We start from the raw sequence: 23,534 nt of genomic DNA, 5'->3' as shown, positions 1-23,534 counted from the left end.
GAGGCCGCCCTAGGCCGTAAGTTAATGGACCGCAAGCGCCTGCTACGCAACCCGCTGGTCTGGATTCTGGCGGTGTTGCTGCTGTACCTCGGCATCACCTTCATCACCGACGACACCCGTGGCTACACCCAGGTGCCGACTGCGAAGGCGATCGCGCAGATCCAAGGCGGCCACGTCAAGAAGGCGACGCTGGAGGACAAGGAACAGCAGCTCAAGCTGGACCTGACCCAGCCGATCGACCAGGACGGCACCCAGACCAGCCAGCTCATCACGTCGTTCCCGGCCCAGTCGACCGACGACGTCTACAAGCTGCTGCTGGGCCAGAACCCCGACGGTTCGCCGTACATCATGGCGAACAAGAAGCCGCTGCCCGCGATCGCCGACTTCGACACCAAGGTCACCCAGGAGTCGGTGCTCACCCAGGCGCTGTTCTACATCATCCCGCTCGGCCTGCTGCTCCTGCTGCTGATGTGGATGATGAACAACGCGCAGGGTGGCGGGAACCGCGTCCTCAACTTCGGCAAGTCCCGGGCCAAGCAGCTCAACAAGGACATGCCCAAGACGACGTTCGCCGACGTGGCGGGCGCGGACGAGGCCGTCGAAGAGCTGTACGAGATCAAGGACTTCCTGCAGAACCCCGGCCGCTACCAGGCCCTCGGCGCGAAGATCCCCAAGGGCGTGCTGCTCTACGGCCCTCCCGGTACCGGTAAGACGCTGCTCGCGCGTGCGGTCGCGGGCGAGGCGGGCGTGCCGTTCTACACGATCTCCGGTTCCGACTTCGTCGAGATGTTCGTCGGTGTCGGTGCCTCCCGCGTGCGCGACCTGTTCGAGCAGGCCAAGCAGAACGCGCCCTGCATCATCTTCGTCGACGAGATCGACGCGGTCGGCCGCCAGCGCGGCGCCGGCCTCGGCGGTGGCCACGACGAGCGCGAGCAGACCCTGAACCAGCTGCTCGTCGAGATGGACGGGTTCGACGCCCGCGGCGGCATCATCCTGATCGCGGCCACGAACCGGCCCGACATCCTCGACCCCGCGCTGCTGCGTCCCGGCCGCTTCGACCGGCAGATCCCGGTGTCCGCGCCCGACCTGACGGGCCGCAAGAAGATCCTGCAGGTCCACTCCAAGGGCAAGCCGCTCGCGCCCGACGCCGACCTCGACGGCCTGGCCAAGCGCACCGTGGGCATGTCCGGTGCCGACCTGGCCAACGTGATCAACGAGGCCGCCCTGCTCACCGCCCGCCAGAACGGCACGGTGATCGACAGCGCCGCCCTGGAGGAGTCGGTCGACCGGACGATCGGCGGCCCGGCCCGGCGCAGCCGGATCATCTCCGAGAAGGAGAAGAAGATCACCGCCTACCACGAGGGCGGCCACGCCCTCGCCGCGTGGGCGATGCCGGACATCGAGCCGGTGTACAAGCTGACGATCCTGCCGCGCGGCCGGACCGGCGGGCACGCGCTCGTCGTCCCCGAGGACGACAAGCAGCTCATGACCCGCTCGGAGATGATCGCGCGCCTGGTGTTCGCGCTCGGCGGGCGTTCGGCCGAGGAGCTGGTGTTCCACGAGCCGACCACTGGTGCGTCCTCGGACATCGAGCAGGCCACCAAGATCGCCAAGGCGATGGTGACCGAGTACGGCATGAGTGCCCGGCTCGGCGCGGTCAAGTACGGCCAGGAGCAGGGCGACCCGTTCCTCGGCCGGTCGATGGGCCACGCGCCGGACTACTCGCTCGAGGTCGCGCACGAGATCGACGAGGAGGTGCGCAAGCTCATCGAGGCCGCGCACACCGAGGCGTGGGACGTGCTGAACACCTACCGCGACGTGCTCGACGACCTCGTGCTGGAGCTGTTGGACAAGGAAACGTTGCAGCGCAAGGACTTGGAGCGGATCTTCTCCAAGGTCCAGAAGCGGCCGCGGATCACCGCGTTCAACGACTTCGGTGAGCGCACGCCGTCGGACAAGCCGCCGATCAAGACCCGCGCCGAGGTGGCCAAGGAGAACGGTGAGCCGTGGCCGCCGGCCGACCAGCTCGAGCCCGATCCGACTCCGGTCGCCGCGGTGCCCGGTGGGGGTGACTTGCCCGGCGGTCCGCCGCACACCCAGCCGTCGCCGCCCGGCAGCAACGGCGCGGGCCCGAACGGATACGGCCAGACCGGCTACTCCAGCGGTGAGTCCGGCGGTCCGAACCGTCAGGGCCGGCCGCCGTACTACGGTGCCCCGCCCGGGTGGACGCCGGCCACGACGCCGTCGCGCCAGCAGGACTGGCAGCCGCGCGAGTGGAATCCATCCCATGAGACAGGCCACACCGAGCAGCGCGGCAACCGGTCCAACGGTTCAGAATCGGACGAGGGGCGGCCCGGCGGCACCGAGTAGGAAGGTGCTCGCTGACCACGGCCATCCCGGTAATCGGAGGTGAGCCGTGACGGGAACGCTCGACGGCGTGACACAACAGGCCCGGGTCTTCGACCAGGAACGGGCCGAACGGGCGATCCGGGAACTGCTCATCGCGTGCGGTGAGGACCCGAACCGCGAAGGACTCCTGGAGACGCCCGCGCGGGTGGCGCGGGCGTACCGGGAGATGTTCGCCGGGCTGTACACCGACCCCGACGAAGTGCTGTCGAAGACCTTCGACGAGAGCCACGAGGAGCTCGTCCTGGTCACCGACATCCCGATGTTCTCCAGCTGCGAGCACCACCTGGTGCCGTTCCACGGCGTGGCGCACGTCGGCTACATCCCGAACGAGAAGGGCAAGGTCACCGGCCTGTCCAAGCTCGCGCGCCTGGTCGACCTGTACGCCAAGCGACCGCAGGTACAGGAGCGGCTGACCTCCCAGGTCGCCGACGCCTTGATGCGCAAGCTCGCCCCACGCGGCGCGATCGTGGTCATCGAGGCGGAGCACCTGTGCATGGCGATGCGGGGGATCCGCAAGCCCGGCGCCCGCACGACGACGTCCGCGGTGCGGGGCCTGCTCAAGGATTCGTCGTCGTCGCGGGCGGAGGCGTTGGACCTCATCAAGGGCCGGACCCGATGACGCACCGGCTGCTGCCCGCGCCGGGGCGGTGTGCCGTGGTCGGCGTCCTGAACGTGACGCCCGACTCGTTCTCCGACGGCGGCCGCTACCTGGATGTCGACGACGCCGTCGCGCACGGCATCGAGATGTGGCAGGCCGGTGCGGACCTGATCGACGTCGGCGGCGAGTCCACTCGCCCCGGGGCCGAGCGGATCGACGCCGACGTCGAGACCGCGCGGGTGCGTCCGGTGATCGCGCGTCTCACCGAGGCGGGCGTCCGCACCAGCGTCGACACGACCCGTGCCCAGGTCGCCGAAGCGGCTCTCACCGCAGGGGCGACGATCATCAACGACGTGTCCGGCGGCCTCGCCGACCCGGACATGGCCCGCGTCGCCGCGGCGGCCGACGTCCCGTGGATCTTGATGCACTGGCGTGGCCACAGCCGGGAGATGAACACCCTCGCCAGGTACCAGGACGTGGTGGCCGAGGTCTGCGACGAACTCGGCAAGCGCGTCGCCGACGCGTTGGCTGCCGGCGTGCGTGCCGAGGCGATCGTCCTGGACCCGGGCCTCGGCTTCGCCAAGAACGCCGAACACAACTGGGCCCTGCTCCGTCGCCTCGACGCCCTGCTCGCCCTGGGCTTCCCCCTCCTGGTCGGCGCGTCCCGCAAACGTTTTCTGGGCAGCTTGCTCGCCGCCCCCGACGGCACGGCCCGCCCACCCGAAGGCCGCGAGGAAGCCACCGCGGTCCTGTCCGCCCTGATCGCCGCGGCCGGCGCGTGGGGCGTCCGCGTCCACGACGTCCAACGAACCCTCGACGCCCTGGCCGTGGTGACCGCCCTAACCCCACCCCGCCCGAGTTCAGCGGGCTAATTCCCCGACCCCTCCGCGACCTGCCAACAGAGACTCGCTGACCCCGCGAAACGCGAACAGAGTTCAGCGGGCTTATTCACGACTCACACCCGAGCCCTGCCCAACGGGGACTCGCTGGCGCCGGGGAACGTGAAGAGGGTTCAGCGGGCTTGTTCACCGACCACGCTTGAGGCCTGAGCAGGGGGTGTCACAGGTGCAAGGAACGTGAAGAAGGTTCAGCGGGCTTATTCACGAACCGCGCGCGTAGGCGTGCGCGAAGAGCTCGCTGGCGCCGGGAACGTGAGAAGGGTTCAGCGGGCTTGTTCCCGGAGGGGGCGGTCGAATGTGAAGGGAGTTCAGCGGGCTAATTCCCGACGTGGGGCTGACCTGGGGGTTTGGGATTCAGCGGGCTTGATCCCGGGTGGGGTGAGTTTCGGTAGGCTCGATGGGGTTCGTGCAGGTTGTGCCAGGTGGAGGCCGATGCTCGTGACCGACCGCATCACGTTGACCGGGCTGCGGGTGCGTGGGCATCACGGGGTGTTCGACCACGAGCGACGCGACGGGCAGGACTTCGTCGTCGACGTCACCGTCTGGATCGACTTGAACAAGGCCGCCGAGACCGACGACCTCACCCAGACCCTCCACTACGGCGAACTCGCCCAGCGCGTCGCCGACATCGTCAGCGGTGAGCCGCGCGACCTCATCGAAACCGTCGCCGCCGAGATCGCCGAAGGCGAGATGACCGACGACCGCGTCCACGCCGTCGAGGTCACCGTCCACAAGCCGAGCGCGCCCATCCCGTTGACCTTCGCCGACGTCGCCGTCACCGTCCGCAGGTCGCGAAAAAGGGGCCGGCCATGAGCCGCGCCGTCCTGTCCCTCGGCTCCAACCTCGGCGACCGGCTCGCCTACCTGCAATCGGCGGTCGACGGCCTCAGGGATCAACTCAAAGCCGTCTCGCCGGTCTACGAAACGGCACCTTGGGGCGTCGAAGACCAACCCGACTTCCTCAATGCCGTGCTCATCGCCGAGGACGAAACCGCTGATCACTGGGCATGGCTGCGCAAAGCCCAGCAACTCGAGCACGCCGCCGGCCGCGTCCGCGAACAACGCTGGGGCCCCCGCACCCTCGACGTCGACGTAGTCACCGTCGACGACGTCCGCAGCGACGACCCTGTGCTGACCCTCCCGCACCCCGGCACCCCGGACCGCGCCACCGTGCTCATCCCGTGGCTCGACATCGACCCGAACGCCGTCCTGCCGGGGCACGGCCGCGCACAAGATCTTCTCGCCAAACTCGACACCGCGGGCGTGCACCGCCGCGACGACCTCACGCTGGACGGCGCCGGATGACCGCCACCAGGCCGCGCGACCTCATCGCCATCGCCGCGGTCGCGGCCGTCGCGATCTACCTGGCGTTGCGCGCGTTCTACGGCGAACTCCCGCCGTTGCCGATCTTCGCCGCGCTCATGCTCGGCGTGCTCGCGATCGTCGAACTGCTGCTCGGTTTTCCGCTCCGCGCCCGCGTGCGCAGCGGGACCCGCGTGGTCCAGCCGCTCACGTACGCGCGCGCCGTGGCGCTGGCGAAGGCATCCTCGATCCTTGGCGCGCTGATGTTCGGTGCCTGGCTGGCGGCCGTGGTCTACCTGGTGCCCGAACGCGGTCAGATCGCCGCGGCGGCCGATGACCTACCGTCCGCGATCGCGGGAGTCGTTTGTTCAGCGGGTTTGACCGGTGCGGCGCTGTGGCTCGAGTACTGCTGCCGCACCCCGCACGACCCCGATGATCAAGGCCGCCGGGAAATAGATCAAAAACTTTGATACCGACCTGGTCTCGTTTGAGTTACTGCCAGGTACGGTAGAGGCCATGCGTGACGCCGAAGGGCCCGAAAGCACACAAACCGGACGTGTGCTGCTCGTCGCTGCGTTGCTGTTAGCCGTCGGTGCGACCGCGCTGCTCATCCTCGCCGACGACGTCAAGTGGTTACGCCTCGGCATCGTGGCGGCGTTGTGGGCCGCACTGGTCGGCGCGTTCGTCGCCGCCAAGTTCCGCAGGCAGGTCGCCGACCGCGAGGACGAGATGGCCGACCGCCAGGCCGTCTACGAGCTGGAGCTGGAACGCGAGGTCGCGGCTCGCCGCGAGTTCGAACTCGAGGTGGAGGCCGAGGCGCGCCGCAAGAGCGAGCGCGGCTCCCACGACGACATGGCCGCCTTGCGCCAGGAAGTCTCCGCACTGCGTCAAAGCCTGGAAGTCCTCCTCGGCGGCGAGGTGCTCGTGGAACGCGTCGCACTGCACGCCGAGTCCACGCGGATGCGCTCGCTGACCGACAGTTCGCAGCCCCTCACCGACTCCCGGCCACTCACCGTGCGGCAGAGCGGGATCCGCCGGATCACCGCCGCCCAGTCCGAGCGCGAAACCGAGCTGATCGAGCGGGTGCACGTCGCCCGCCAGCCCGCTCGGCAGGCACCCAAACGGCCGGAGCCGCGCCGGCCCGAGCCGTCCCGGTCGTCGTACGTCAACGAGGGCTCGGAGCGCTGGTTCGCCGGTGCCCAGGCCGTTGGCCGCCCTGATGACCTCCCCAAGACCATCGACGCCGAGCGCCCCCAGGCACGGGATGCACAGGCGAGGCCCGGCGCGCGCGTGCCGGGCCGCCGGACCGCGGAGGCCGAGCCGCCGAGCCGGCGCGTGGAGCCGGTCGCGGAGCCGACCCCCAACCGTGGTGCGGTTGCCGAGCAGGCACCGGGTCGCCGAGCCGCTGCCGAGACAGGTGGCTATCGAGGGGTCGCAGAGCAGCCGCCCAGCCGCGGTGCGGTCGCCGAGCAGGCACCCGGTCGCCGAGCCGCTGCCGAGACGGGCGGGTATCCAACGGTCGCGGAGCAGCCGCCGAGCCGCCGGGCCGCCACCGAGACCAGCCATCGGCCGATCGGCGAGCGGACCACTCCGGCCAGTACGCCGGTCCAGGCGCCGAACAGGGGCGCGCAGAGTTCCGGTTACCGCCCTGATCCCTCGGCGTACCAGCCGAAGCCGCCGCCCGCGCCGTCGTCCATCGCCAACCGCCTCGAGGAAACCGGGAGCAACTACGTCGCTCCCGCCCAGCCGTCGCGGCACGCGAACCCGGCCGAGCAGACCGGCGTCCGTCCGGCGAACAACGACACCTACCGCGCAGCCGCCGAGCAGTTCGTCACCGAGCGCTCGGGTTACACCTCGGCGCTGGAGCAGTCGACGAACTACGCCGAGCCGAGCGGTCACCACGCCGTGCCCGACGCCGCGGCCGGCGGCGGGCGTCGGCGGGCCGCCGAGGAACCCCCGGCCGGGTCGCACGCGTCGGGCACGTCGGTGAGCGAACTGCTTGCGGCGCACGGCCAGGGCGCGAGCCCGCGTCGTCGCCGCCGTCGCGACGACGACGACTGATCAACACCGTTACAGTGGCCGGCTGTGACCACCGACAGCCGGCCCCGGCCCCGCAGGCTGACCGTGTTGTTGCCCGTGATCGGGCTGGTCGTGCTGGCCGCGTGCGGGCTGACCCTGCTGGCCTTGTCCACCGCGAAGGTCGGCCTGGTCGCTGAACTCGTCGGCGTCGCGGCCGCGTTGCTCCCGGTCGGCCCTGTGGTTGCCGCCTTTTTGTGGGTCGACCGGTGGGAACCGGAACCAGCGGGCTTGTTGTGGCTCGCTTTCGGGTGGGGCGCCTGCCTGGCCGCGATCACCGCGTTGATCATGAACAACACGGCCGAGGCGGTCGGCGATCTGTTGCTGGGCAAGGGAAACGGCGACAAGCTGGCCGCGGTGTTCACCGCACCGGTGATCGAGGAGGCGCTGAAGGCCGCGTTCGTGCTGGCGCTGCTGGTCCGGCTGCGGCACGAGTTCGACGGCGTGATCGACGGGATCGTCTACTCCGGGCTGTGCGCGGCCGGCTTCGCGTTCACCGAGAACATCTACTACTTCGGCCGCGCGTTCGCCGAATACGGCTTCGGCAGCATCACCGCGCCGGGCGTGCTGCTCGCCTTCGTGTTGCGTGGGGTGCTCTCGCCGTTCACGCACCCGCTCTTCACGTGCATGACCGGCATCGGGATCGGCCTCGCCGCGCGCACGTCCAACAACGTCGTGCGGATCGTCGCGCCGGTCGCCGGCTACGTGATCGCCGTGGTGCTGCACGGGTTGTGGAACGGTTCGGCGACGCTGGGCGGGTCGAACTCGTTCCTGGTCGTCTACTTCCTGGTGATGGTCCCGATCTTCATCGTCGGCGTGCTGTTCGTGAACTGGCACCGCAACCGCGAGCAGCGCATCGTCACCGAAGGCCTGCCGAGCATGGTCGCCGCCGGGCTGATCACCCGGTCGGACGAGGAGAAGCTGTGCAGCCTCGTCGAACGGGCCAAGTGGCGCAAACGAACCCGGGCCAAGCACGGCGCGGAGGCCGCCGACGCCCTCGGCGAGTTCCAGACCGCGGTGAGCGAACTCGCGTTCCTGCGCCACGGCATGCACCGCGGCACGGTCGGCGAGGACGCCGGAGAGCGGCAAGACGCCCTGGTCAACGCGGTCGGCGAGACGCGGGACCGGGTCGCCCGGCTGATCCGCGGGACCGTCGGCGGGCCGGGTTCGACGACCGGGTGAAGCTGGTCACCCGGATGCCACGCCGTCCGACGCGTGCGGTTACTCTCGCGGCCGTCGTCCGGTACCCGAAGCGGACCGGAACGGGATAGGGAGTCGCACGCAATGGTGCCTGCTGGCGGTCCGCGGTGACCCGCCCGGCGCGACTTGCGGTGGGTGTGGTCTCGGCCGGTCGGGTCGGGGCCGTGTTCGGCGCGGCGCTGGCCCGGGCCGGGCACACCGTCGTGGCCGCGTCCGGCGTGTCCGCCGCATCCGTGCGGCGTGCCGAGGAACTGTTGCCCGGCGTGCCGTTGCTCGCGCCCGACGAGGTGGTCCGCCGGGCTGACCTCGTGGTGCTCGCGCTGCCTGATGACGCGATGGCCGGGATGGTGCGCGGGCTCGTCGCGTCCGGGGCGTTGCGGGCCGGGCAGATCGTCGTGCACACCAGTGGCGCGCACGGCGTCGAAGTGCTGCAGCCCGCGGCCGATGCGGGGGCGTTGCCGCTCGCGCTGCACCCGGTCATGACCTTCACCGGCCGGGCCGAAGACCTGGAGCGGATCGCCGCGTGCTCGGTCGGCGTGACCGCGACGACCGGCGACGAGGCGGCGTGGAGCGTGGGCGAGGCCCTGGTCGTCGAGATGGGCGCCGAGCCGGTGCGCATCCCCGCCGAAGCGCGCGCGCTCTACCACACGGCGCTGGCGCACGGCGCGAATCACCTGGTCACGTTGGTCGCCGACTGCGCCCAGTTGCTCGCCGACGCCGGGGTCGCGAACCCCCAGCGCATGATCGGCCCGCTGCTCTCGGCCGCGCTCGACAACGCCCTGCGGCACGGCGATCGCGCGCTGACCGGTCCAGTGGCCCGGGGTGACGCGGGCACGATCCGCGCACACCGCCGCGTCCTGGCCGAGCGCGCCCCCGACATCCTGCCCGCTTATCTGGCCCTGGCCAGGCGAACCGCTGCCCGCGCGGAATCAGCGGGCTTGTTGCGCGCGGACCTCGCACCCGACGTCCTTGCCGCCCTCGACCACCCGGAGGACCCTTCATGACGCCGCGGTTCGTGCCCGGAAACCTGCACGTCTACACCTCGCCCGCCGAGGTCGGTGCGGTCTCCAGGGCGCTGCGGACCACCGGTCGCAAGATCGCCTTCGTGCCGACCATGGGTGCCCTGCACGACGGGCACCGCGAGCTGATGCGCCGTGCCCGACGGATCCCCAACACCGTGCTGGCGGTGTCGATCTTCGTGAACCCGCTGCAGTTCGGCGCGGGAGAGGACCTGGAGCGCTACCCGCGGCCGCTCGAGGCGGACCTCGACGTGTGCCGCGAGGCAGGCGCGGAGATCGTGTTCACGCCGGGGGTCGAGGACATGTACCCGCCTGGCGCGCAGGTCACCGTCCACCCGGGGCCGCTCGGCGACGAGCTGGAAGGTGCGGCGCGGCCGGGCCACTTCTCCGGTGTGCTGACCGTGGTCGCGAAGCTGTTCAACATCATCCGGCCGGACTACGCGATGTTCGGCGAGAAGGACTACCAGCAGCTCGTGCTGGTCAAGGCCCTGGCGAAGGACCTGAACCTCGGGGTGTCGGTGCTCGGCGTGCCGATCGTCCGGGAGTCCGACGGGTTGGCGTTGTCGTCACGCAACGTGTACCTGAGCCCATCGGAGCGGTCCGCGGCCGTCGCGTTGTCGGCGGCGTTGACCGCGGGTGCGCACGTCAGCGCACAGGGCGGTGCGGCTGTGCTGGCCGCCGCCCACGAGGTGTTGTCCACAGAGCCGGGCATCGCTGTGGACTACTTGACGCTCCGTAACATCGATCTTGGACCGGCGCCCGAGCGGGGCGACGCACGTTTGCTGGTGGCGGCGCGGGTCGGCTCGACCCGGCTCATCGACAACGCCGCGGTGCTGCTGGTCAGCGACGATTCGTAGGAAGGTTGACCATGTTCCGCACGATGCTGAAGTCGAAGATCCACCGGGCCACGGTGACCCAGGCCGACCTGCACTACGTCGGTTCGGTGACGGTCGACCCGGTGTTGATGGAGGCGTCCGACCTGCTGCCCGGCGAGCAGGTGACGATCGTCGACATCACCAACGGCGCACGGCTCGAGACCTACGTCATCGCAGGCGAGCGGGGCAGTGGCGTGATCGGGATCAACGGGGCGGCCGCGCACCTCGTGCACCCCGGTGACCTGGTGATCCTCATCGCGTACGGCGTCATGTCGGACGCCGAGGCGGCCGCGTACCAGCCGAAGATCGTGTTCGTGGACGCCGACAACAAGATCGTCGACCTCGGCGACGACCCCGCGCACGTGCCTGCCGGGTTCGACCTGCAGTCCGGCGCCGAGACCGCCGACGAAGCACCCGCCGAGACCGCCGACGCCGCGAGGCTCGACGCGCTGCTCGCCGCGGAACACTGAGGCCCACGCGTGCTGCTCACCATCGACGTCGGCAACACCAACATCGTGCTCGGCCTCTACCAGGGCTGGGGTGAGCAGGCGCAGCTGGTGCGGGATTGGCGCATGCGCACCGATGCCCGGATGACCGCCGACGAGCTCGCGCTGACCATGCGTGGCCTGCTGGGTTCGCATGCCGACGCCGTCACCGGGATCTCGGCGCTGTCCACGGTGCCGGCGGTGCTGCGTGAGCTGCGGGTGATGCTGAGCCGGTACTACGCGGACGTGCCGACCCTGGTGGTGGAACCGGGCGTGCGGACCGGCGTGCCGCTGCTGGTCGACAACCCCAAGGAGGTGGGTGCCGACCGTGTGATCAACACACTGGCCGCCCACCACCTGCATGCGACCGCGTGCGTGGTGGTCGATTTCGGCACGTCGACGAACATCGACGTGATCTCCGCGAAGGGTGAGTTCCTGGGCGGCGTGTTCGCGCCGGGCATCGAGATCTCGGTGGACGCCCTCGCCGCCCGAGCCGCGGCCCTGCGCAAGGTGGAGCTGGTCCGCCCGCGTTCGGTGATCGGCAAGAACACCGTGGAATGTCTTCAGTCCGGCATCCTGTTCGGCTTCGCCGGTCAGGTGGACGGCCTGGTCCGCCGCATCGTCGCCGAGCTCGACCGCACCACCCACCCGGGTCCCGTCACCGTCATCGCCACCGGCGGCCTGGCCCCCCTCGTCCTCGAGGAATCGGACACCATCGCCCACCACTACCCGGACCTCACCCTCATGGGCCTCCGCCTCGTCTTCGAACGCAACACCCCCCACCCACCCGGGAATTAGCCCGCTGAACTCCAAACCCCCAGCTCACCCCCACCTCAGGGAACAAGCCCGCTGAACTCCCACCCCCTGCACAGACCAGCCCAGGGGCCTTCGACGCCAACCCGCGGGCCTCAGGCGTCCCCGCGCGACCGGCACCATTCACCCCGGCCGGCAGGCTCCCGAGCCCCGTTGAACGCTCCTCACCCTTCTCGTGCGCAGCACCCCTCAACGCCACCCGGGATTAAGCCCGCTGAATCCCAAAGCCGCAGGTCAGGAGGCCTTCGGGATTTAGCCCGCTGAACCTCCTTCACGTTTGAGAGGTCAGGAGGTGGGCTTGGCGAGGCGGCCGGGATTAAGCCCGCTGAACTCGAATTCGCAGGTCAGGAGGGTGTGAGGGATTAAGCCCGCTGAGTCACGGGTGGTGGGTGGCGCGGGCGACCAAGGTGCGGAGAGGGAGGTCGAACTCGCCCTCAGCGGTGGCGGGGTTCGTGTCGAGGAACGAGCGGACGCGGGACAGAACCTCGGTACGCTCCTGGGCCGTCGCCACGGTCGTGTGCGAATGGGTGCCGATGGTCGCGGTCAACGACTCCGCCGTCCGCCGCTGCGAATGCGGGAAAGCCCGCTCCTCGAACGCGCCGAACGACGGATGGGTCGGCAGCTCGTTCATGGTGCGCGACTTCCTGCTCACACTCGACGTGTTGAGCCGCACCAGCTCACGCACCCACCCGACGGAGTCGTCCTCGCCGTTCCACAGCAGTCCCAGCGCCCCGCCCGGCCGCAACACCCGTGCGATCTCCGTCAGCGCGCGCTCGGGATCGAACCAGTGGAACGCCTGACCCACCATCACCGCATCCGTGCTGTTGTCCGGCAACGGAATCTCCTCCGCCGTCCCCGCCAGCGCGGGCACCTCCGGCACTCGCCGGCTCAGCTCCGCCCGCATCTGATCGTCGGGCTCGACTGCCGTGATCCTGTGCCCGGTCGCCACCAATCCTCGCGTCAGAGCGCCGGTCCCGGCGGCGAGATCCAGCACGTCGCGCACGGCGTGCGCGCAGCCCGCGAGTGCCCACGCGATGCCATAGGGCGGATAGTCGGGCCGGTGCTCGGCGTACTCCCGGGCGACCTCGCCGAACGACGACGCCCGGCGGGCGAGAAGATCAGGATCATTGGCCATGCCCACCAAGCTAACGCCGCGGATACCCATTGGTCCTGCCGCGAACCTGCTCTCTACCCTTGAACCGTGACCGATCAGCAGCAATCACCCGGAGTCGACGACCTGCCCGAGCAGATGCGCGTGCGCCGCGAGAAGCGCGCCCGGCTGCTCGCCGAAGGCACGGAGCCGTATCCGGTGCAGCTGCCGCGCACGCACAGCCTGCGCCAGGTCCGTGAGGCTTACCCCGACCTCGCCCCTGACGCCACCACGGGCGACGTCGTAGCGGTCGCCGGCCGCGTGCTGTTCGTGCGCAACAGCGGCAAGCTCTGCTTCACCACGCTCCGCGAAGGCGACGGCACCGAACTGCAGGTCATGCTGAGCCGCGACAAGGTCGGCGAAGAAGCGCTCGCCGCGTGGAAGGCCGACGTCGACCTCGGCGACCACGTCTTCATCCGCGGCGAAGTGATCACGTCGCGGCGCGGCGAGCTTTCCATCCTCGCCGACGAATGGCGGATGGCCGCGAAGGCATTGCGACCCTTGCCGGTCTCGCACAAGCCGCTCGCGGAGGAGACGCGTGTCCGGCAGCGCTATGTCGACCTGATCATGCGCGGTCAAGCGCGCGACATGGTGCGGAGCCGGGCCGGCGTGGTCCGGTCGTTGCGCGAGTCGTTCCACCAGCGCGGGTTCCTCGAGGTCGAGACGCCGATGCTGCAGACCATGCACGGTGGCGCGACGGCACGCCCGTTCGTGACGCATTCCAACGCGTTCGACATCGACCTCTACCTGCGGATCGCGCCCGAGCTGTACCTCAAGCGGTGCGTGGTGGGCGGGATCGAGAAGGTCTTCGAGATCAACCGCAACTTCCGCAACGAGGGCAGCGATTCGACGCACTCGCCCGAGTTCGCCATGCTCGAGTTCTACGAGGCATACGCGACATACGACACGAATGCGGTCATGACGCGGGAACTCGTCCAGGAGGCCGCGGAGTCCGTCTTCGGCACCCAGGTGGTGACGTTGCACGACGGTACGGAGTACGACCTCTCCGGCGAGTGGACCACCTTGTCCATGTACGAGTCGCTTTCCGAGGCCCTCGGTGAAGAGGCAACCCCGGAAACGCCTGTGGAGCTGTTGCGCAAGCACGCGCAGCGCGTCGGCGCCGAACTCGATCCGAAGCTCGGGCACGGGAAGCTGATCGAGGAGCTCTGGGAACACCTGGTTTCCGGGCAGTTGCACGCGCCGACGTTCGTGCGGGATTTCCCGGTCGAGACCTCACCGCTGACCCGTCAGCACCGTTCGATCCCCGGCGTCGCCGAGAAGTGGGACCTCTACATCCGCGGGTTCGAGCTGGCCACGGGCTACTCCGAGCTGGTCGACCCGGTGGTCGAACGCGAGCGGCTGACCGAGCAGGCCCGGCTCGGCGCGGCGGGTGACGACGAAGCCATGCAGCTCGATGAGGACTTTCTGCGTGCCCTGGAGTACGGAATGCCGCCCAGCGGTGGCGTCGGAATGGGTATCGATCGGCTGCTGATGGCCATGACCGGGCTGGGTATGCGGGAGACCATCCTGTTCCCGTTGGTCAAGCCCGAATGATGTGCGGCGGGTGCGGGACACGCTAACGCAATCTCTCTGATTTGCGTTGTACGGCATGGGTGGAGTATTTATATCCATGCCGCCACCGCCCTATCGCACCCGCATTCCGCCGAAGGAGGCGCATATGGCGCAGAAAGTCATGGTTACTCTGGTGGACGACCTCGACGGGTCCACAGCAGAGGAGACAGTTGAGTTCGGTCTCGATGGCGCCTCCTATCAGATAGACCTGTCTTCGGGCAATGCCGACAGGCTTCGCGAGGCGCTTGCCGATTACGTCAATCACGCGCGCCGTTCCGGTGGACGCAAGCGCCTGATGGGCCGCGGGCCTGGTGGTCGCCCCAGGACCGCTTCGGCGGACCGGGAGCAGAACCAGGCAATTCGCGAATGGGCCCGCAAGCAGGGCCTGAAGGTGTCCGATCGGGGACGAATCCCGTCCGAGGTGCTGGACGCCTACCACAAGCAAGGCTGACGTCCTACGGCAAAAGGGGCTTTCCGCGATGCGGGGAGCCCCTTTTGTCGTGCAGAACACGATCACGATCGGCGCATTGGCGTCCGGGCCAAGCGGAAATGATCATTTGGCGAATTGCTTCGGCAGGACGCGTGGACACGTGTCGCACGGTCCTTGCCCGGCGGGCAACAGGTAGTGGTAGCAGCAACTCTCCTTGCGGCGGATCCACCCCGTCCCGGCGGCATTCGGCCGCACGGTCGACGCCGTCGTGAAGGGCGGGAAAACAGCCGGGAACACCAGTGTGGCGTCCATCACGCCTGCTTGTTCGGCGCCGTGGGCCCGACCGGCGAGCAGCAACGCGTTGTCGAGCGCGTCTGTGGCGGCACCCCAGAGCGTCCGCCGATCGATTCGCCCGATCGGGCCGAACACGGTGACGAAGCGTGCCGCATGTGCGGCGAAGCGTCCACGCAGGACCGCGGCGAGCGTCCGTTCGTCCGGCACCACGTCCGCGTCCACGGCGCCGGCCGCCGGGTCGCTGGGCAGGCAGGTGAACCGGCTGGACAGCAGGGACGTACCAACAGGGTCAGGTCTAGGCGAACCCAAGCGAAACGCGAGGTGGTGTGGACGCAGCGAAGGCACCCTGCGCTCGTGGTGGAACAGCATCCCGGCGGCGAAGGCGGGCACCGACAAGTACCACGCCATGACATAGGCGGTCGCTGTCCGGCGCGGCGCGTGCCCGTAGTCGTTCAGCAGGCTTATTCCCGTGCGGTCGACCCACTGGATGAGTTTCGCCTGGTCAGCGAGCATGTCGGCGCACGTGATCCAGCCGTCCTGGGCGCCGAACCGCAGCCGGGTCCGGTCCTGGAGCGAGTCGATGCGGGCGATGGAGTCGGCGAGCGGCGGCGCACCGACGGCCGGTCGCGCCAAGGTCATCGATGCTCCATCCGGGCGAGTAGGCTTGCCTTACCTTACACACGTGCCGCTCGTGTTCGCGCTGAGCGGACACCGGCTACCGAGCGGAATCGGCCCCGGTGTACGAACGTTGTGACAGGCAGATCGGGGGTCCACGGGCACCCGGCGAGCGGTAGCCGCCGCAAGTAGTACTGAGCGCGACGGTACGGGCGACTACAGTGGTCCTACGGTGCTGGTTCCACCGAGCGAGGTGGACGAGGACCGCCGGCGCAGCAGTCAGGGAGTGCAAATGTTCGAGAGGTTCACCGACCGCGCGAGGCGGGTGGTCGTCCTGGCCCAAGAAGAGGCCCGGATGCTCAACCACAACTACATCGGCACCGAGCACATCCTCCTGGGCCTGATCCACGAGGGTGAAGGTGTCGCCGCCAAGGCGCTCGAATCACTGGGGATCGCGCTGGAAGGCGTGCGGCAGCAGGTCGAGGAGATCATCGGCCAGGGTCAGCACGCGCCAAGCGGTCACATCCCCTTCACGCCAAGGGCGAAGAAGGTGCTTGAGCTGTCGCTGCGCGAAGCGCTGCAGCTCGGCCACAACTACATCGGGACCGAGCACATCCTGCTCGGGCTCATCCGCGAAGGCGAGGGCGTGGCCGCGCAGGTGCTGGTCAAGCTCGGCGCCGACCTCAACCGCGTGCGGCAGCAGGTGCTGCAGCTGCTCTCGGGCTACCAGGGTGGCAAGGAGACCGCCGAGACGGGCGGTCGCGGCGAAGGCACGCCGTCGTCCTCGCTGGTGCTCGACCAGTTCGGCCGCAACCTCACCGCCAGCGCCCGCGAGGGCAAGCTGGACCCGGTGATCGGCCGGACCAAGGAGATCGAGCGGGTCATGCAGGTGCTGTCCCGCCGCACCAAGAACAACCCCGTGCTGATCGGCGAGCCGGGCGTCGGCAAGACCGCCGTCGTCGAGGGCCTCGCCCAGATGGTGGTCAAGGGCGAGGTGCCCGAGACGCTCAAGGACAAGCAGCTCTACACGCTTGACCTGGGTTCTCTGGTCGCCGGCTCCCGCTACCGCGGTGACTTCGAAGAGCGCCTGAAGAAGGTGCTCAAGGAGATCCGCACGCGCGGCGACATCATCCTGTTCATCGACGAGATCCACACCCTCGTGGGTGCGGGTGCGGCCGAGGGTGCCATCGACGCGGCCTCGATCCTCAAGCCGATGCTGGCCCGCGGTGAGCTGCAGACCATCGGCGCCACCACGCTCGACGAGTACCGCAAGTACGTCGAGAAGGACCCGGCGCTGGAGCGGCGCTTCCAGCCCATCCAGGTGGGCGAGCCGTCGCTGGAGCACACCATCGAGATCCTCAAGGGTCTGCGCGACCGGTACGAGGCGCACCACCGGGTGACCATCACCGACCCGGCGCTGGTCGCCGCGGCGACCCTGGCCGACCGGTACATCAACGACCGGTTCCTGCCCGACAAGGCGATCGACCTGATCGACGAGGCGGGCGCCCGGATGCGCATCCGCCGGATGACCGCGCCGCCGGACCTGCGCGAGTTCGACGAGAAGATCGCCGACGTGCGCCGGGAGAAGGAGTCCGCGATAGACGCGCAGGACTTCGAGCGCGCCGCCAAGCTGCGTGATCAGGAGAAGCAACTGCTCGGCCAGAAGTCCGAGCGGGAGAAGCAGTGGAAGGACGGCGACCTCGACGTCGTCGCCGAGGTCGACGACGAGCAGATCGCCGAAGTCTTGGCCAACTGGACCGGCATCCCCGTGTTCAAGCTGACCGAGGAGGAGACGACTCGGCTGCTGCGCATGGAGGACGAGCTGCACAAGCGGATCATCGGCCAGGAGGACGCCGTCAAGGCCGTCTCCCAGGCGATCCGCCGCACGCGCGCCGGCCTGAAGGACCCGAAGCGCCCGTCCGGCTCGTTCATCTTCGCCGGCCCGTCCGGTGTCGGTAAGACCGAGCTGTCCAAGGCGCTGGCGAACTTCCTGTTCGGCGAGGACGACGCGCTCATCCAGATCGACATGGGCGAGTTCCACGACCGCTACACCGCCTCGCGGCTCTTCGGTGCCCCTCCCGGGTACGTGGGCTACGAGGAGGGCGGCCAGCTCACCGAGAAGGTGCGGCGCAAGCCGTTCTCGGTGGTCCTGTTCGACGAGATCGAGAAGGCGCACCAGGAGGTCTACAACACCCTCCTGCAGGTGCTGGAAGACGGGCGTCTGACCGACGGTCAGGGCCGGACGGTGGACTTCAAGAACACCGTCATCATCTTCACCTCGAACCTCGGTACGCAGGACATCTCGAAGGCCGTCTCGCTCGGCTTTGCTGGTGGAAACGAGCAGAGCAACAACTACGAGCGGATGAAGCAGAAGGTCAACGACGAGCTCAAGAAGCACTTCCGTCCTGAGTTCCTGAACCGCATCGACGACATCATCGTGTTCCACCAGCTCACCGAAGAGCAGATCATCACGATGGTGGACCTGATGATCGGCCGCGTCGAGACGCAGCTCAAGAACAAGGACATGGCGCTCGAGCTCACCGCGACGGCCAAGAAGCTGCTGGCCAAGCGTGGGTTCGACCCGGTGCTGGGTGCGCGGCCGCTGCGTCGCACCATCCAGCGCGAGATCGAGGACCAGCTGTCGGAGAAGATCCTGTTCGGGGAGATCGAGCCCGGCCAGATCATCATCGTCGACGTCGATGGCTGGGACGGCGAGGGTTCGGACGACAAGGCGCACTTCACCTTCCGGGGCGAAGCCAAGCCGACCAGCGTCCCGGACGCTCCGCCGGTCGACCTCGCCGCCTCCGGCGGCGGCGACGACACCGCCGAAGCCGCTGGCGAGTAACACCCACACGAATCACCACACGGAAGGGCGGGGCCGCTGGCCCCGCCCTTCCGCATCTCCACCCCTCCCACACCCCCACCCGTGCTGGGCCCGCCCGCACACGCACCCCTTGCGCACCCACCCCACCGCGGCCACCCGCTTCGCCCACCCACCCCCTTGGTCTCCTTCCCAACCCACCCACCCTCTTCCACCCTCCCCTCACGGATCCAGCGGGCTTAATCCCGCCTGCGTTCACTGACCCGCCGATCCGTGTCCAGCGGGCTTAGTTCCGCCAGCGCCCCTGACCTGCCGACCCGCGTTCAGCGGCTTGATCCCGCCTGTCGTGCCTGCGTCGCTGACCTGCCGATCCGCGTTCAGCGGGCTTAATCCTCGCGCCCGTCCACAGCCCGGCGGTGCGGGTCCAGCGGGCTTGTTCCGGGCGGGAGACGGATTAAGCCTGCTGAACTTGTTCTGAGGTGTTGTCAAGAGGGGTGAGGCAAATTGTGGATAAGTGGGGGCCTGTGGATAGTTTTCGACGAATGTCGGGGGTTTGTGGCATGGTCGGTTTATGGCAACGCCACTACGGGAGTGTCCGCCGGTCGGCCTGTTCAAGGGGTCGACCGCAGTCGGCATGGAACAGGTCGAGCGCAGGGCGCTCTACAGCGACCGCTACCGCCGTGTCGTGCGGGACGTCTACGTACCAGCAGGTATGCGGGTTGACCACGTCGTGCGGTCCTACGGTGCTGCCCTGATCGCGCGCCCTGGCGCCGTGCTGACCGGGAGGTCCGCGGCGGCCATCTATGGAATCGACCTGGCGAACACGTACGATCCGGTCGAATTCGTGGCGAACGAACGAGACCGATTCGGGCCGATCCGTGGCATTCGTTTGCATCGTGGTCCCGTCAAGCCTTCCGAACGCATGGACTGGGAAGGGATCGCCATTGCGACGCCATTGCGTATGGCGATGGATCTGCTGTTCCGTCAAGCGCCAAGGGAAATGTCTCGCCAACGTCGGCTGCAGGTCGCCGTGGCCGACCTGGATCAAGTGCTTCGCGCCGGGCTCGTCGACAGGGATGTGCTTGCCGCACTCCTGAGACGCAGGCGCGATCACGGCGTCGTCCTGGCCCGTCAAGCTGTCGAGCTCGCCGACCCCCGCGCCGAGTCGCCACCGGAGTCCGAGCTTCGCGTACTGCTCACGCTGCACGACATGCCGCCGACGCCCCAGGTCGAGGTCTTCGGCAAGAAGGGCTTCGCCGGCCGCTGCGACATGGCTTACGAGAGCGCGCGTCTGGCCATCGAATACGACGGCCGCTATCACTTCGAACCAGCCCAGCGACGGCGCGACGAGGTCAGGCTCAACCGCTTCCGCAAAGCGGGCTGGCGCGTCATCACCATCACCGCCGAACGGCTGTATGGCGACCCCGAAGGCGTTGTTCGAGACGTCCGGGCAGCGCTCAACGCCTCTCGTGCCGAACGCCGGGCCGCGGCAATGTCGTCCGGCCTGCGGAAGCCGCAGGTTCACGTGCGCCTCTGGGCTCGTCGGCCGGCGGTGCATTTGACCGCGAAACCCCTGGTCAAGGCCCTGCCTAAACGGGCGGGCACGAAGGTCGGCGACAACCCGATCCTGATCGAGCTCGCCGACGCGCGAGGCTCACCCCGACGCGCCGACCGGATTGCGATCACGACGACCAGGGCAACGATTGTTCTGGGAAGCTTGACGGTGTGCAGATAGCGATGCTCGGTCCGCTGCGGGTCAGCGCGGCGGATGGAGCCACGGTCGAGCTCGGCGGCGCCAGGTTGCGCATGCTGCTGGCCCGGCTCGCGCTGGATGCTGGGCAGGTTGTGCAGACCGAGGCGCTGATCGACGGCCTTTGGGGTGAGCAGCCGCCCGCCGACGCCACGAACGCCCTGCAGTCGCTGGTGTCCCGGCTGCGCCGTGGCTTGCGGACGTCCGGTAATGGTGACGTCAGCGTGCTCGAGTCGCATCCGGCCGGCTATCGCTTGCTGGTCGACCGCGAGGATGTCGACACGCACCGGTTCGAACAGCTTGCGCGCCAAGGAAGGGACGAGTTGTTGGCCGGTGAACCGGCCAACGCGGCCGAGACACTGACGACGGCGCTCGGTCTGTGGCGGGGCGCGCCGTTGGCGGACATCGGTGACGCGCCGTTCACCGACCCGGTGCGGAGCAGGCTGACGGAACTGCGGATCGCCGCGCACGAGGACCGCATCGAGGCGGAACTCAAGCGCGGTCGCCATCACGAGGTCATCGCCGAACTCGGCGCGCTGACTCGGGAGCATCCGCTGCGCGAGCGTGCCGCCGGCCTGCACGTTGTCGCGCTGTACCAGTCCGGCAGGCAGGCGGATGCGCTGGCAGCGTACGAGGCGACAAGGCGCGCGCTGGACACGGAACTCGGGGTCGAACCGTCCGCCGAGCTGCGGGACATCCACCTGCGGGTGCTGCGCCGCGATCCGGACCTCGCGCCACCCGAACCGCAGCAGGCCAAGGTTCGGGCGCCGCGGTTGCCTGCCCCGCTGACCACGTTCGTCGGTCGCGACGAGGAGCTCGACGAAATCCTGTCGGCCCTCGGCTACAGCAGACTGGTCACGCTTCTCGGGCCAGGCGGGGCCGGGAAGACACGCCTGGCCACCGAGGTCGCCGCCCGACAACGGGTGGATTCGGCCGTCGTCTTCGTGGAGTTGGCAGGTGTGGGCGACGGTGCCGACATCGTTGCCGCGATCTTGACCGCACTCGGCCTGCACGAAGTCGTGATGCTGGAGAACCGGCCGGCGCACATCCGCCAGGTCGACCCGCTCGACCGGCTCGTCGACGCACTGTCTGCCCGGGAAACCCTGCTGGTGCTGGACAACTGCGAGCACCTCATCGCCGCGGCGGCCAACCTGTGCGGCGACCTGCTCGCCCGCTGTGCACCGTTGCGCGTTCTGGCTACCAGCCGCGAACCACTCGCGATCACCGGCGAGGCCCTGGTGCCCGTCGGCCCTCTCGAACTGCCCGAGCCTGGCGCGACCTTGGACCAGATCCGCGAGTCCGCAGCTGTACGCCTCTTCTGCGATCGCGCGGCTGCTGTCCGCCCCGGCTTCGCCCTCGACGAGTCCAGCGGGCTAATTACCGGGGAAGTGTGCCGGAAGCTGGACGGGCTCCCGCTCGCCCTGGAACTGGCGGCCGCACGCCTGCGCGCGATGACCTTGACGCAGATCGCCGACCGCCTCGACGACCGGTTCCGCCTGCTCACCGGCGGCAGCCGCACCTCGCTGCCGAGGCACCGCACCTTGCGGGCGGTCGTCGAGTGGAGCTGGGACCTCCTGGAGAAGCCCGAGCTGGTTCTCGCGCGCCGGCTCTCCGTCTTTCCGGCCGGCGCGACCCTCGAGACCGCGACCGCCGTCTGCGCCGACAACGAGCTGCCCGCCGATGATGTCCTCTACGTCCTCGCGTCGCTGGTCGAGAAGTCGCTGGTAGAAGCCGGTGAAGGCCGCGACGGCCAGCCGCGCTACCGCATGCTCGAGACCGTGCGGGCCTTCGCCGAGGAACGCCTGACGGAGGCTGGGGAGCGCGAGCGGGTTCAGCGGGCTTTTTCCCGGGCGCTGCGTGACCTGGTCGAACGAGCCGAGCCACACCTGCGCGGAGCCGACCAGATCCACTGGCTGGGTCGGCTCTACACCGAGCAGGACAACATCATCGCCGCCGTCCGTCACGCGGTCGACAATGACGACGCGGACACCGCCGTCCGGATCACCGTGTCCAGTGGCTGGTACTGGATGGTGACGGGCCGGCACGGCGAAGTCGGGGCCCTTGCCAAGCGCGCGCTGGAACTGACCGGTCCCGCGCCCGCGGACGGCCGGGCGATCCTCCGCGCGTTCGACGCGTTCGGTGAGTTCGCCGGAACGCCCGCACGTGAAGAGATCGCCGGTCTCCGCGAGGAGCTGCACAAGACCGACGCCATGGCCAGATTCCCCATGCTCGCCATGCTCGAACCCCTGCTCGCCGCGTTCACCGGCGACATCGAAGCCGCCGAGGAAGGCCTGCGTCGCGGCGAGTCCCATCCCGACCCGTGGGCTCGCGCCGCCGCGGAACTCGGCCGTTCCTTCCTGGCCGAGAACGAGGGCCACGCCGCCGAGGCCGAGGAGCGGGCGCAGAAGGCTCTCGAGAGGTTCACCGAACTCGGCGATCGCTGGGGTCAGGCCATGGCGTTGCGCCAGCTTTCCGAACGCCATTCCTTGCGCGGTGAGATGGCGGTGGCCTTGGCCCAACATGAGGAAGCGGTGCGGCTGACCCTCCAACTCGGCACTTCGGAGGAACTCGCCGAGCAGCGAGGCCGCCTCGCGATGCAACGGCTCCGGGCCGGCGATCTCGACGGTGCCGAGCGCGGTCTGCTCGAGACTTTGGACTCCGCTTCCGGGCGGGGTTCGGCCGACCTGCAGGCCGTTCTGTACTGCGGACTGGCTGCGCTGCACCGCATCCGCGGCGATCTGACCGCAGCCCACGACTACCTCCAGCGTGGCATCGAGTTGTTCAAGAACATTCCCAGCGGCATGGCCGAGGGACACGGGATCGCCATGTGGTCCGGCGAGGCGGGCGCGCTCGCCATCGCCGAAGGCGACGCGGACGCGGCGACCAAGGCCTACGCGCGTGCCATGGCCGCCATGAACGCCATGCCAGACATGCCGGTCATCGCCTCGCTCGGCGAAGGCTTCGCCGAGGTGCTGTGGCTGCGCGACGATCCGCAGGGCGCCGCCCGGTGTATCGGCTGGGCGACCGCCATTCGCGGCACTCCTGACCTCGGTAACCGTCAGCTGAACAAGTTCAAGCGACGCTTGAAGGAGCGCCTCGGCGAGGAGGAGTTCGAGGCCGCGCTGCGTGAAGGGGAAGGCATCGGCAGGGATGCGGCGCTCGCCGCCTTGGTGGCGGAAATGGGACTGCCAAAGGAAAACGGCCCATCACCGGTGTGGTGACGGGCC

The 23,534-nt window shown here is 69.0% G+C and carries 19 protein-coding genes; 17 read left to right on the top strand and 2 right to left on the bottom strand.

From position 1 onward, the window contains the following. Positions 1 to 24: 24 nt before the first annotated feature. The 12 genes from ftsH (at position 25) to EV186_RS03215 (ending at position 11,660) form a co-directional block, all read left to right on the top strand. Positions 25 to 2,370, top strand: coding sequence for an ATP-dependent zinc metalloprotease FtsH (gene ftsH, locus EV186_RS03270; RefSeq protein WP_133847578.1), 2,346 nt, complete (start codon positions 25 to 27; stop codon positions 2,368 to 2,370). A gap of 46 nt (positions 2,371 to 2,416) precedes the next feature. Then, a complete protein-coding gene (gene folE / locus EV186_RS03265; protein ID WP_133847577.1) occupies positions 2,417 to 3,028 on the top strand; it encodes a GTP cyclohydrolase I FolE in 612 nt (203 codons plus the stop codon). Beyond that, positions 3,025 to 3,879 (top strand): dihydropteroate synthase, encoded by an 855-nt coding sequence (gene folP, locus EV186_RS03260; RefSeq protein WP_133847576.1) that lies wholly within the window; start codon positions 3,025 to 3,027, stop codon positions 3,877 to 3,879. Before folE ends, folP begins: the two co-directional genes overlap by 4 nt. A 465-nt stretch (positions 3,880 to 4,344) precedes the next feature. Continuing rightward, positions 4,345 to 4,719 carry a dihydroneopterin aldolase gene (folB, locus tag EV186_RS03255; protein ID WP_133848729.1) on the top strand — a complete coding sequence of 125 codons (375 nt, stop codon included), beginning with the start codon at positions 4,345 to 4,347 and terminating at the stop codon, positions 4,717 to 4,719. Then, positions 4,716 to 5,210 carry a 2-amino-4-hydroxy-6-hydroxymethyldihydropteridine diphosphokinase gene (gene folK, locus EV186_RS03250; protein ID WP_133847575.1) on the top strand — a complete coding sequence of 165 codons (495 nt, stop codon included), beginning with the start codon at positions 4,716 to 4,718 and terminating at the stop codon, positions 5,208 to 5,210. Before folB ends, folK begins: the two co-directional genes overlap by 4 nt. Next, positions 5,207 to 5,677, top strand: coding sequence for a DUF3180 domain-containing protein (locus tag EV186_RS03245; RefSeq protein ID WP_133847574.1), 471 nt, complete (start codon positions 5,207 to 5,209; stop codon positions 5,675 to 5,677). Before folK ends, EV186_RS03245 begins: the two co-directional genes overlap by 4 nt. Before the next feature lie 46 nt (positions 5,678 to 5,723). Then, positions 5,724 to 7,268, top strand: a complete 1,545-nt coding sequence (locus EV186_RS03240) for a DUF6779 domain-containing protein (protein WP_133847573.1) — start codon at positions 5,724 to 5,726, stop codon at positions 7,266 to 7,268. Positions 7,269 to 7,292: 24 nt separating this feature from the next. Next, positions 7,293 to 8,465, top strand: a complete 1,173-nt coding sequence (locus tag EV186_RS03235; protein WP_243753796.1) for a PrsW family intramembrane metalloprotease — start codon at positions 7,293 to 7,295, stop codon at positions 8,463 to 8,465. Positions 8,466 to 8,590: 125 nt separating this feature from the next. Then, positions 8,591 to 9,487, top strand: coding sequence for a Rossmann-like and DUF2520 domain-containing protein (locus tag EV186_RS03230; protein WP_133847572.1), 897 nt, complete (start codon positions 8,591 to 8,593; stop codon positions 9,485 to 9,487). Then, the gene (gene panC / locus EV186_RS03225; RefSeq protein ID WP_133847571.1) at positions 9,484 to 10,359 is read left to right on the top strand and encodes a pantoate--beta-alanine ligase; all 876 of its coding nucleotides are present in this window, start codon (positions 9,484 to 9,486) and stop codon (positions 10,357 to 10,359) included. The genes EV186_RS03230 and panC overlap by 4 nt, the downstream gene beginning before the upstream one ends. Positions 10,360 to 10,370: 11 nt before the next feature. Beyond that, positions 10,371 to 10,847 carry an aspartate 1-decarboxylase gene (panD, locus tag EV186_RS03220; RefSeq protein ID WP_133847570.1) on the top strand — a complete coding sequence of 159 codons (477 nt, stop codon included), beginning with the start codon at positions 10,371 to 10,373 and terminating at the stop codon, positions 10,845 to 10,847. A gap of 9 nt (positions 10,848 to 10,856) precedes the next feature. Next, entirely contained in the window at positions 10,857 to 11,660 is an 804-nt protein-coding gene (locus tag EV186_RS03215) for a type III pantothenate kinase (protein ID WP_133847569.1), read from the top strand. Between the two features lie 391 nt (positions 11,661 to 12,051). Here the strand turns inward: EV186_RS03215 and EV186_RS03210 are convergent, their stop codons facing one another. Then, positions 12,052 to 12,810, bottom strand: a complete 759-nt coding sequence (locus EV186_RS03210) for a class I SAM-dependent methyltransferase (protein ID WP_208115460.1) — start codon at positions 12,808 to 12,810, stop codon at positions 12,052 to 12,054. Between the two features lie 114 nt (positions 12,811 to 12,924). Here EV186_RS03210 and lysS point away from each other — a divergent pair, with 114 nt between their 5' ends. Together lysS and EV186_RS03200 are read left to right on the top strand one after the other, a co-directional pair. Then, the gene (gene lysS, locus EV186_RS03205) at positions 12,925 to 14,379 is read left to right on the top strand and encodes a lysine--tRNA ligase (RefSeq protein ID WP_133848727.1); all 1,455 of its coding nucleotides are present in this window, start codon (positions 12,925 to 12,927) and stop codon (positions 14,377 to 14,379) included. 124 nt (positions 14,380 to 14,503) lie between these two features. Beyond that, positions 14,504 to 14,848, top strand: a complete 345-nt coding sequence (locus tag EV186_RS03200) for a histone-like nucleoid-structuring protein Lsr2 (protein WP_133847567.1) — start codon at positions 14,504 to 14,506, stop codon at positions 14,846 to 14,848. Between the two features lie 102 nt (positions 14,849 to 14,950). Here EV186_RS03200 and EV186_RS03195 read toward each other — a convergent pair whose 3' ends face one another. Then, positions 14,951 to 15,760: a (2Fe-2S)-binding protein gene (locus EV186_RS03195; protein ID WP_133847566.1), complete on the bottom strand. Its 810-nt coding sequence runs from the start codon at positions 15,758 to 15,760 to the stop codon at positions 14,951 to 14,953. 268 nt (positions 15,761 to 16,028) lie between these two features. On the opposite strand from EV186_RS03195, the gene EV186_RS03190 reads away from it, so the two are divergent. The 3 genes from EV186_RS03190 to EV186_RS03180 all read left to right on the top strand — a co-directional run bounded on the left by EV186_RS03190 (position 16,029) and on the right by EV186_RS03180 (position 23,528). Then, entirely contained in the window at positions 16,029 to 18,581 is a 2,553-nt protein-coding gene (locus EV186_RS03190) for an ATP-dependent Clp protease ATP-binding subunit (protein ID WP_133847565.1), read from the top strand. Between the two features lie 610 nt (positions 18,582 to 19,191). Beyond that, positions 19,192 to 20,292 (top strand): DUF559 domain-containing protein, encoded by a 1,101-nt coding sequence (locus EV186_RS03185; RefSeq protein WP_166659001.1) that lies wholly within the window; start codon positions 19,192 to 19,194, stop codon positions 20,290 to 20,292. Next, positions 20,283 to 23,528 (top strand): AfsR/SARP family transcriptional regulator, encoded by a 3,246-nt coding sequence (locus tag EV186_RS03180; protein ID WP_133847563.1) that lies wholly within the window; start codon positions 20,283 to 20,285, stop codon positions 23,526 to 23,528. Before EV186_RS03185 ends, EV186_RS03180 begins: the two co-directional genes overlap by 10 nt. Positions 23,529 to 23,534 lie beyond the last annotated feature (6 nt).

This window comes from Labedaea rhizosphaerae (genome assembly GCF_004362825.1).
GTDB lineage: Bacteria > Actinomycetota > Actinomycetes > Mycobacteriales > Pseudonocardiaceae > Labedaea > Labedaea rhizosphaerae.
Note: the sequence above shows the minus strand (reverse complement) of the source record. Positions and strands in the feature narration are given on the sequence as shown.